Raw genomic sequence first — 11,248 nt, 5'->3', positions numbered from 1 at the left:
TTTTTTTTTATTTCGCAAAATACTGTAATCCAAAACATTAATTCCTGCTAATATTCACAAAAGGTGGAAATTATATGACGGATAGACGAATGGTGTTTTATTATTACATAAAAGTTCCCTTGTGCATATATGCACAAGGGAACTTCTTATTTATTTTTCCGTATTTTAAAAAGAACTAGTTATTCCTATTGTTAAACCTGCCGCTTCTGAAACCATCCTGCAGACTCCTCCCACACACAAGAGACCACCTCTCTGACGCCCATAGCTTGTGGAAACTCTCATTGTTCCTTTAGTAAAACTAACTCCTGCATTGTAATAGTGAATCCTTTTTTCCTTATCATCATTCCCATAATTATACATATCACTTGCAAATACAGACCAATTGTTATTTAAAGCAAATTCTACAGTACCTGCCATCCAATTTTTCTTATCTGCATCTGCCCATAAATGCTGTAATTCCAAACGCACCGACTTATTATCCATAAACTGATAAGTTGACTCAGCACTAAAAATATTTACATTTACTACGCCTGGCTTAAATTCCAATTTACCAACATTATAATATTGGTTTAAAAACATAAAAATAGACGACCATTTTTTGGACCATTTTTTTCTCACTTCTAATCCTAAATCGTGATAATATTTATCTCCAAAATCAAAAAAACCAGCTTCTACCCCTGTTTCTGACGAATTCATTTTATTCTTCAATCCCGCCCAATAGGATCCATTTAAAACAATATTAGCCCCATACTTTCCTCCTAAAACAGAACCTTTAGGCAACTCATAAAACAAATCAAACTGCCCACCAATCTCCCCTAATTTCCCACCTGTATAAATATCGAAAGAAGATTGAGCTTGATAAACATAAATATTTTGCAACGAATAATCATATTGCTTTGTTAATGCCGGAATATAATTTAAAGTAGCTGCATTATAATCATTGCCATATTTTTCCCTTTCAGAATAGAATCCCATATTTTCCATTCTCCTTAAATTAAGATTTACAGCAAATCCTCTTTCAGAATATCCCGAATTAACCAACAACGCCCCCCCTTTTTGCTTAAACTCATCTAAAATTGTATTCCCTTCGAAAAGATAATCTTTATTTTTTAAAACATATTCTACATTTAGGTAATAATTACCACTAAGCAAATCTGCTCTAAAAGAATATCCATTTGTAAACCTATCTAACTCTTTATTTGCATCATTATCACTTAAGACCCTCCCCAAATAACTACCTCCAACAGTTAAATCCACTTCTCCAGTATCAATCATATCTGACAAGGAAATTTCCAAATCTCCTCCTAATATTAAAGATTTTGACAAATCAAATCCCATTCCAATTCTTTGTCTTCCTCCAAGAGCGGTAATTTTCCCCCAAGAACCCAAGTTATATTTAGCATCAACCCCGAAAATAGAATTATTAATTCCCAACTGCCTATCTTCCCAAGAGCGAAATAATAAACCACTTCCAAATTGATCATAAAAATGCCCTGCAGTCACATCCAATCCATTCTCAATATCATTATAACGAACATAAATAGTTCCTAAATCAACTTTTTTTAAATCGGGAGAATAATTCAATAGAGCCTTAGGCTCATAACCTTCTACTTGAACTCCAAACGTCCATTTTTTATAGTCGTAATCAACTTTAAGATATGAATTAGACCTAAACCTTTCATCTGCTTCCTTTTCATCAATTTTTACTTTTTGATCATCAACATACCATTGAGAATTATTTTCGAATCCAACTCTCACTTGCGAAAACCCCACATACCCACACAGCAAACACCCTAATACTACTATTTTTTTCATTCTACTTTCCTATCAAGGCTTTTACTTGTTTCAACAACTCTTTTTCTGCTCCCGGAGTATAACTGGTATGCTTATAAACTATCTTCCCTTTATATACAATCGCAGTAAAAGGTACATTTGCCACATTCATTGCTCTTTTTAATTCATGATTATCATCCAACAGCACTTTGTAGTCCCACCCTTTTCCGTTCACCAAAGGCTTTACTCTTTTCACAGACTTTGCATCATCAACAGAAACAGCAATCAACTCCACTCCTGTTTCATCCTGCCAATCCCGATACACATCTTTTATAGCGTTTAATTCTTTTAAACAAGGTCCACACCAAGTAGCCCAAAAACTAAGAATGACAGGCTTATCAGCATTGTTATAATCTGCCACATTAACCATCTTTCCATCCAAGTCTTTTAGCTGTACGTTAGGCAATTCTTTCTGCTGCGACATTCCCACAGAAAAAACGAATAAACTAATAAATGTAATCAAATTTTTCATTGTTTGTTTTTTAAATGTTCTATAACAGACAAATATATTTAAAAAAAAACTTAAGTTAACTTTTTATTATACTTTTTTTATTCTTACTTTTACACGACTAATCAAAACATGAAAAATTAACATGAAAAAAAGATTCTATTTTGGAGCAGTCGTATTATTATCATTGCTATTTTCAACATCGCTATTCATATCATGCAGTAGCTCAGACGATGACACATCACCATCCAACACCCTTTCTTTAATCGCAAACAAGACAACCATTCTAATCAACGAAGAAGTTTCTTTTACGGTAAAAGGAGACGATAAAAACATTGAAGACGCGTCACTTTATATCAACAATCAAATTGTTGAAGGATTAAAACATTCTTTTGAAACAACAGGAGAATACAAAGTTGTTGCTAAAAAAGAAGGTTATGCTGACAGTAACATTATAACTATTCAAGTTAATGAAGAACATGGAACCGAAGGAGAAAATAATGAAGTAGACGAAGACTATGTTCCTACAGGAGACGAAGCTTATGTACACAAAGTAGTTGTTGAAGATTTTACAGGAACTTGGTGCGTTTGGTGCCCTAGAGTTGCTTATTCAATAGAAAAAGCTGTAGAAGAATTTGGTAAAAAAATAGTTCCAATCGCCATACATCGAGGTAATATTGATCCTTCTGCATGGAATTACGATCCTTTTAACTTTAATGGATCAGGTTCTTTAGAAAACAAGCTCGGCGTTACTGGCTATCCTGCAGTTTTTATAAATAGAATTAAAAGCTGGAAATACCCTGAAGACAAAAACACAAGTGACCCAGGAAAATATTTAAACAACAAAACTTCTATAGGCATTAAAATTTCATCTGAGTTATCCCAAAATTCCGGAACAGTATCTTTAGATATAGCTTTTTCAGAAACATTTAATGAAGAATTAAAATATATTATCTACATCCTTGAAGATAATTTAATCTATGATCAAGACAACGCTACAGAACACTACGGAGGAGCAGATGTAATCAAAGACTTTGTTTTTAATGATGTAGTTAGAACTTCAACTGACATTTTAGGTTCTCCTTTATCCAATACAACAAAGGGAAATATATTTAAATTAGAAAACACCAAATTTAACTATGAATCTAAAAATGCGGCAAATTTAAAGATTGCAGTCCTTATAGTTAATAAAGATGGATATGTATTAAACGCTCAAGTAGCCAAAGCCAACACCGTTAAAAATTACGTAATAGCAAAATAACACATACTTTTAGATAGTTTGAACCAGTCCAAAATGTTTTTATTTGGACTGGTTTTTTTTATATACTTTTCGATTTACAACAAATAAGATTTTCACTTGATTAACGTTCATAGTCAATATTTTTAAAGTGTCAAAAAATTGACGTAACTTCATGATTTACAAATATTTTAAAATAAAAAACCCGACACCAAGAGTTTCAAACCCTGACACTCAATTCTCCACCTTCTACCTCAAAAACACCATATTTATTTTTGAAATAAAAGTCGACACGCCCAATAAATCCGTTTTTAAATAACGAAAAAAGCACCTACATTACTGTAAGTGCTCTGATTTTGCTCCCCCTCTTGGGCTCGAACCAAGGACCCTCTGATTAACAGTCAGATGCTCTAACCAACTGAGCTAAGGAGGAAGGTGTGTTACCTTTATTGCGGTGCAAATATAAAACGATTTTTTATTTTTACAAGCTTTTTATTTATCTTTTTTACTTTACAAATATAGCTTTATAAATATCATTGCCATTAGCAAACAACAACAATCCAATAAGTATAAAGAAGCCAGCCATTTGTGCTTTTTCCATAAACTTATCGCTTGGTTTTCTACCCGAAATAATTTCGTATAATAAAAACATAACATGCCCCCCATCCAGTGCAGGAATAGGCAATAAATTCATCACTCCCAACATAATTGACAATAACGCTGTTATTGCCCAAAAGTTTTCCCAGCTCCAATAACTTGGAAAAATATCATAAATAGCTTTAAAACCTCCTACACCTTTATATGCACCTGTTTCCGGCTTAATCATTAACTTTAGTTGACTCCAATAACTTACTACTTTTTCTTTTCCTTTATTTAAACCAACCGGAATTGAAGCTAAAAAACCATATTTTTCGTGACTCAACTTATAATATCCCAATTTTTCCATATCTGTCATCCCAATCATTCCTACCGCCACACCTAACTTTCCTTTGTCATCTACAGATGCTATAACTGTTTCTTGATTTTCATTGCGCAAAACCTTGATTTCAACCTTTTCTCCTTTGTATTTTGCCAATATTTCTTCTGCCTGATCAAAATATCTTACAGGTTCTCCTCCAATAGACTGTACAATATCTCTAGACAGCAGCACTTCGCTATTTCCTCCTTCTTCCGTAGCCATTGCAATTACAAAAGGCACTCGAAGTGAAATCAGCGTTTTTGAATTTTCATCAACAATCTGTCCTATCAAATTTTCCGGTAGGGTAATTTTTTCCTGAGTTCCATTTCTGTCAACGACTACATCTTTACCTACTCCTAACAACAAAGCTTCAGGTAAATCATTAAACCTTTCGATTACTTTTCCATCAACACTTATGACTTTATCTCCCGTTTGAAGTCCTGCCTTTTCTAAAATAGGATTTGTAACGTAAATGCCATCTTTTAAATCTTCATTTTTAAGGTATGCATCGCCATATACATAAGCCATTCCTATATATATTACAAAAGCTAACAGAAAGTTTACTGTAACACCGCCTAGCATAATAATAAGGCGCTGCCACGCTGGTTTAGATCGAAATTCCCATGGTTCAGGCTCTTTTTGCATTTGCTCTGTATCCATGCTTTCGTCAATCATACCGGCAATTTTCACATATCCTCCTAAAGGAAGCCATCCTATCCCATATACTGTTTCACCTATCTTTTTCTTAAAAAGAGAAAACTTTACATCAAAAAACAGGTAAAATTTCTCTACTTTAGTTTTAAACAGTTTTGCAGGTATAAAATGCCCAAATTCATGGAGGATAATAAGCAAAGATAAACTCAATAAAAATTGAGATAATTTAATAAGTATTTCCATTTTATATAATTACATTCTCGTCTATAATCTGACAAAAATAAAGTTTTAGTTTTACTATTTCATTTTTTTTTACTGCTAGAGTGTATTTTACCAATTCTTTCACAATTCAAACTTCATATCTGTCCATTATAAGTAAAACCTGATCAAATAATCCAAAGCAACAGAAAATACTTTCTCTTATTCAAGATATTTAATCATATTAGAAAAGTATTTTCTAACTTTGCTTTTCAATTAATTTTTTTAAATATGTTACAGATAGCTTATATTAAAGAAAATCAAGAAAAGGTAATCCAAGGATTAGCCAAAAGAAATCTTGATGTTGCGGATTTGCTGAAAGAAGTGCTTGACCTGGATGAAAAAAGACGAAGCACACAGGTTGACTTAGACAATGTATTGGCAGAATCCAACAAGCTATCCAAAAGCATTGGCGAATTGATGAAAAATGGTGAAAAGGCAAAAGCTGAAATCATCAAAGAGAAAACATCTCATTTGCGCGAACAAAGCAAACAGTTGACTGAACAGTTAAATACAACTTCTACTGAGTTAACCGAGAAGTTATATACTATTCCGAACATACCAAACGACATTGTCCCTCCCGGCAAAGATGCAGATGACAACGTAAATATCTTCCAAACTGGTAAGATTCCAACACTGCACGATGGTGCGTTACCTCATTGGGAATTGGCAAAAAAATATGGTATTATTGATTTTGAGCTCGGCAATAAAATTACCGGAGCAGGTTTTCCTGTTTACAAAGGAAAAGGTGCCAGATTACAGCGTGCGCTAATTTCCTATTTTCTGGACAAAAACACAGATGCCGGATACAAAGAGTTTCAGGTTCCGCATCTTATCAATGAAGCTTCAGGATACGGAACAGGACAACTACCAGATAAAGAAGGACAAATGTATCATGTAGGCATCGATGATTTATATCTGATTCCGACTGCAGAAGTTCCGGTAACCAACTTGTTCCGCGATGTAATTCTGCAAGAAAGCGAATTACCTGTAATGTGTACGGGATATACACCGTGTTTCCGAAGAGAAGCAGGTTCCTACGGTGCGCATGTAAGAGGTTTAAACCGTCTACATCAATTTGACAAAGTAGAAATTGTTAGAATTGAGCATCCAGATAATTCTTATAAGGCTTTGGACGGAATGGTAGAACACGTCAAAGAAATTTTAAATGAATTAAAACTGCCCTACAGAATTTTGAGATTATGTGGAGGAGACATGGGCTTTGCTTCTGCACTGACCTATGACTTTGAAGTTTTTTCAACTGCCCAGGACAGATGGCTTGAAATCAGCTCTGTTTCAAATTTCGAAACTTTTCAGACCAATCGTCTTAAACTTCGCTTTAAGGACAAAGACGGCAAAAACCAGCTAGCACATACCTTAAACGGAAGCTCTTTGGCTTTACCAAGAGTCTTAGCAGGAATTTTGGAAAATTACCAAACGCCTAACGGAATTGTCATACCCGAAGTATTACGCTCATATACCGGATTTGATATTATTGATTAATTTTAAAATTCTATCTATAAAAGTAAGCACCAAATCCTAAAAGACTTTGGTGCTTTTTTTATCTTTGTATCAAACACTTCTAATTCAAAACTTACAACAATGATTATTTACAATACAACTATCAACATACATGAAAGCGTACACGATGCCTGGTTTAAATGGGTACAAGAAACTTATATTCCTGGTATTCTTGCCACACAAAAGTTTCAAAAAGCCCGAATGGTAAAAGTTTTAGTTGACGAAGAAATGGGCGGAATTACCTATTCTGTCCAATTTGAAACTGATAGCAAAGAAAACCTGATAAAATTTTATAAGGAAGATTTTGATCATTTTGAAAATGAAGCCAAAAAACTATTCGGAGAATTAATGCTTACCTTTAAAACAGAGCTGGAATTAATTAGCGAACACTAATAACACGGAAGAATGGACAACGTAAGAGCAAAAAAACATTTAGGGCAACATTTTTTGACCGATGAGAGTATAGCTAAACGCATTGCTGACGCACTTTCTTTAGAGGGCTATAAAAAAGTATTGGAAATTGGTCCGGGAATGGGAGTCTTAACTAAATACATTTTGGATAAGCCCATAGAAACTTTTGTTGTGGAAATTGATATCGAATCAGTGGACTATCTTCACAAACATTATCCCAAACTGCACAATCACATTTTTGCTCAGGATTTTTTAAAGTTTGACATTGTACATGCCTTTAATCAGGAATCTTTTGCTGTAATTGGTAACTTCCCCTATAACATATCTACTCAAATTGTTTTTCGTGTTCTAGAATTACGACACTACGTCTGTGAATTTGCAGGTATGTTTCAAAAAGAAGTTGCAGAACGCATCTGCGAAAAAAAAGGAAGTAAAACTTATGGCATTTTATCTGTTCTTACACAAGCTTTTTACGAAACAGAATATTTATTTACAGTATCTGAACATGTCTTCAGTCCTCCGCCCAAAGTAAAATCAGGCGTGATGAAAATGAGGCGAAAAGAAAATTATACTTTGCCTTGCAATGAAAAGCTTTTTTTTACCGTTGTTAAAACCGCCTTTAACCAACGGAGAAAAACATTGCGGAATAGTTTAAAAAGCTTTAACCTTCCCGATCAGATAAAAGGATTAGAAATTTTCAACCTTCGACCGGAACAGTTAGGATTTGAAGAGTATATTGATATTACACAAAAAATAGAAAAATATGGAGTTTAAAATCAGTAAAGAATCTATCCAACAGATAGAAAATCTAATTGCTGACAAAAATGAAAAAGAACTTCTTGTCCTTTTAAACGATGTCCACTATGCAGATATAGCGGAAATCATGAATGAGCTTTCCGATGAAGAGGCAATCTATATTTTTGACATATTAGACAGTGAAGTTACTGCTGAAATTTTGCTGGAACTCGACGAAAATGTCCGAGAAAAGATATTAAGCACACTTTCTCCTAAAGAAATTGCAGAAGAACTTGATGAACTTGATACAGATGATGCTGCAGATATTATAGCAGAGCTACCCGAGAATAAGAAAGAAGAAGTACTGCAGGAGCTTGAAGATTTAGACCATGCTAAAGATATTGTTGAACTGCTTCGTTATGAAGAAGGTACTGCAGGAGCATTAATGGCAAAAGAATTTGTATCTGTAAACGAAAACTGGTCGGTACTTACCTGTGTAAAAGAAATGCGCAAACAGGCAGAACACGTTTCCAGAGTACACTCTATTTACGTTACCGATGATGATAACCGTTTAAAAGGAAGGCTTTCTCTAAAAGACCTGCTTACCACCTCGACAACTACCCATATCAGCGACGTCTATATCCGAAAAGTAGATTACGTAAAAGTAGACACAAAAGAAGTAGAGGTTGCCCGCATTATGCAAAAATACGATCTGGAAGCTATTCCTGTTGTAGATGAAATGAATAGACTGGTCGGCAGAATTACAATTGACGACATTGTGGACGTAATCAAAGAAGAAGCAGATAAAGATTACCAGCTGGCGGCAGGAATTTCACAAGATGTAGAAGCTAACGATAATATTTTAACCCTAACCAAAGCTCGCTTACCATGGCTTGTTTTGGCAATGATTGGAGGATTTGTTGCCGTAAACGTTTCCAGAAACTTTGAAGGAGCAATGGAAAAGTTTGGTGTTTTATTCTTTTTCACTCCACTTATTGCTGCTATGGCAGGAAATGTAGGCGTCCAATCTTCCGCAATTATTGTTCAAGGACTGGCAAACAATACTATCTCAGGCTCTATTTGGAAACGGTTGATAAAAGAAGTTACATTAAGCCTTTTAAATGGTTTTTTACTAGCTGTTCTTCTGATGCTTGGAAGTCACTTTTTATTAGGTGTTGATTATATTATTGGAATTACAGTATCTATTGCCCTTATTAGCGTTATTATTATCGCCAGTTTAATAGGTACTTTTATTCCTATTTTTCTTAATAAATACGGTATCGATCCAGCTTTGGCTACGGGTCCTTTCATCACTACAAGTAACGATATCTGTGGTATTTTAATTTATTTTTCCATTGCAAAAATTATTTTGGGCTTTTAAAAACGACGACTAGATTATGAGTAAAAAGATTCTACATATCGACAGCAATCATCCTTTAATATTAAAAGAGTTTAGTTTAATGGGATATGAAAATACAGAAAACTATACCGACTCAAAAGAAGAAATAGAAAAAATAATTTCTGATTATGAGGGAATCATTTTACGAAGCCGTTTTAAGATTGACCGATCTTTTTTAGAGAAAGCTAGTAAATTAAAATTCATTGGTCGTGTGGGTGCCGGATTAGAGAATATTGATTGTGATTTCGCCAAGTCCAAGGGAGTTGTTCTTATTTCTGCACCAGAAGGAAACCAAACTGCAGTAGGTGAACACGCATTGGGAATGTTGCTTACCTTGATGAACAAGCTCAATTTAGCAGATAGAGAAATAAGAAGCGGTATCTGGAAAAGAGAAGAAAACAGAGGACACGAGATTGAAGGAAAAACCGTAGGAATTATCGGTTATGGAAATATGGGAAATGCTTTTGCCAAAAGATTGCAAGGTTTTGATTGTAATGTTATTTTTTATGATATTAAACCAGGATTGGAGAATCAGTATGCCAAACAAGTTTCACTGGAAGAACTTTGGATAAAAACGGATATTTTAAGCCTTCACACTCCTCAAACTTCGGAAACTTTAAATATGATTAACTTCAAATTCATAAATCAATTTAAAAAGCCTTTTTGGTTAGTTAATACAGCTCGTGGTAAATCGGTTAATACAAGCGATTTAGTAGAGGCTCTTCAATCCAAAAAAATTCTGGGAGCAGCTTTAGACGTATTAGAATATGAAAAATCTTCATTTGAAAATATGTTTGCCGATGATGTACTACCTCCACCTATGCAATATCTGATGAAAGCCGAAAATGTTTTACTCTCCCCTCATATTGCAGGCTGGACGATAGAAAGCAAAGAAAAATTAGCAAGGATAATTGTAGAAAAAGTTAGAAATATTTTTCACCTTAATATTCCTTCAACAATTCTTTAAATAACTCCATTTTTTCTTAGAAATGAAAATAAGCTCATGTTAATATTTTACTTCTCTCGAAATACTTGTAGACCTTCTAATCATGAAAATAACCAACTCTAGGCTTCTTAATGGTTTTTTGTAATCGAACATATTTAATTATAACATCTTTCCGATAGATTATAACCCGTATAACCTGAATTCAATTATAAATCTGCAACTGATTAATATGAACCCTTTCATATCTGACACCTAGTTTTGTAGCAAGAATCGGAAAGCAATGATTTCAGCTATAGGCTAATAAATTAATAGATTGACCTAGTCGTAGAATATTTCAACTTAAATATTTTTTCAAGTCATTATTTACTGCGTAAATTACGGATGTTATTCTAAGTAATGTGAGTTCGATGTAACTTTTAGGAAAAATATAAACTTACTTCTTATTATAAGTAGTATAGGGTAACTTTTTTATGATTTAATCATAATACACAATGGGCACCTTCTAATTTTTTATATTATCATTCCTTAAAATTATTATTCACTTAAAAACTATAGTGGATAAAAAATAATGAGTCTTTCATTTAGAAAGACTCATTAATAGGTAATTAAGCAAGAACTAACCCATTGGATATCCAAATAATCTAACTTTGTATTGCATTCTATCTATACAACCTTTTTTTATCAACTTCATAACTTAATTATCTTTTTAATGAGAAGTGTCCTTTATACTCTACTTTCCTAGGCAGGAGCTTGCCATCCACACTCTCCTGTATATACTCTACCATAAACCAGTAATCCGTAGCAGGCATAGCCTTGCCGTTAAAGGTTCCGTCCCAGCCCTGATCCGA

Annotated in this window: 10 protein-coding genes and 1 tRNA gene; 6 read left to right on the top strand and 5 right to left on the bottom strand. The window is 33.8% G+C overall.

From position 1 onward, the window contains the following. Positions 1–165: 165 nt before the first annotated feature. Positions 166–1,815 carry a DUF6029 family protein gene (locus C8P70_RS13105; RefSeq protein ID WP_133713763.1) on the bottom strand — a complete coding sequence of 550 codons (1,650 nt, stop codon included), beginning with the start codon at positions 1,813–1,815 and terminating at the stop codon, positions 166–168. Position 1,816: 1 nt separating this feature from the next. Next, a complete protein-coding gene (locus C8P70_RS13100; protein WP_133713762.1) occupies positions 1,817–2,305 on the bottom strand; it encodes a TlpA family protein disulfide reductase in 489 nt (162 codons plus the stop codon). A gap of 121 nt (positions 2,306–2,426) precedes the next feature. Between C8P70_RS13100 and C8P70_RS13095 the strand changes: the two genes are divergently transcribed. Further along, on the top strand, positions 2,427–3,542 hold the full coding sequence (locus C8P70_RS13095; protein WP_133713761.1) for an Omp28-related outer membrane protein: 1,116 nt from the start codon (positions 2,427–2,429) through the stop codon (positions 3,540–3,542). 335 nt (positions 3,543–3,877) lie between these two features. Here the strand turns inward: C8P70_RS13095 and C8P70_RS13090 are convergent. Further along, positions 3,878–3,951: transfer RNA gene (locus C8P70_RS13090), tRNA-Asn, on the bottom strand. 72 nt (positions 3,952–4,023) lie between these two features. After that, complete coding sequence (gene rseP, locus C8P70_RS13085; RefSeq protein WP_133713760.1) at positions 4,024–5,373, bottom strand: RIP metalloprotease RseP; 1,350 nt, start codon at positions 5,371–5,373, stop codon at positions 4,024–4,026. A gap of 246 nt (positions 5,374–5,619) precedes the next feature. On the opposite strand from rseP, the gene serS reads away from it, so the two are divergent. The 5 genes from serS (at position 5,620) to C8P70_RS13060 (ending at position 10,421) form a co-directional block, all read left to right on the top strand. After that, positions 5,620–6,891 (top strand): serine--tRNA ligase, encoded by a 1,272-nt coding sequence (serS, locus tag C8P70_RS13080; RefSeq protein WP_133713759.1) that lies wholly within the window; start codon positions 5,620–5,622, stop codon positions 6,889–6,891. A 99-nt stretch (positions 6,892–6,990) separates the two neighbouring features. Continuing rightward, positions 6,991–7,302 carry a DUF4286 family protein gene (locus C8P70_RS13075; RefSeq protein ID WP_133713758.1) on the top strand — a complete coding sequence of 104 codons (312 nt, stop codon included), beginning with the start codon at positions 6,991–6,993 and terminating at the stop codon, positions 7,300–7,302. Between the two features lie 12 nt (positions 7,303–7,314). After that, positions 7,315–8,094: a 16S rRNA (adenine(1518)-N(6)/adenine(1519)-N(6))-dimethyltransferase RsmA gene (rsmA, locus tag C8P70_RS13070; protein ID WP_133713757.1), complete on the top strand. Its 780-nt coding sequence runs from the start codon at positions 7,315–7,317 to the stop codon at positions 8,092–8,094. Then, a complete protein-coding gene (gene mgtE, locus C8P70_RS13065; protein ID WP_133713756.1) occupies positions 8,084–9,436 on the top strand; it encodes a magnesium transporter in 1,353 nt (450 codons plus the stop codon). Before rsmA ends, mgtE begins: the two co-directional genes overlap by 11 nt. 16 nt (positions 9,437–9,452) lie before the next feature. After that, complete coding sequence (locus C8P70_RS13060) at positions 9,453–10,421, top strand: 2-hydroxyacid dehydrogenase (protein ID WP_133713755.1); 969 nt, start codon at positions 9,453–9,455, stop codon at positions 10,419–10,421. Between the two features lie 677 nt (positions 10,422–11,098). Here C8P70_RS13060 and C8P70_RS13055 read toward each other — a convergent pair. Beyond that, positions 11,099–11,248, bottom strand: a 150-nt coding sequence (locus C8P70_RS13055) for a T9SS type B sorting domain-containing protein (RefSeq protein WP_133712624.1), incomplete at its 5' end; no start/stop codon positions are given.

The sequence above is a fragment of the Myroides indicus genome (genome assembly GCF_004364575.1).
Taxonomy (GTDB): domain Bacteria; phylum Bacteroidota; class Bacteroidia; order Flavobacteriales; family Flavobacteriaceae; genus Flavobacterium; species Flavobacterium indicum_A.
Note: the sequence above shows the minus strand (reverse complement) of the source record. Positions and strands in the feature narration are given on the sequence as shown.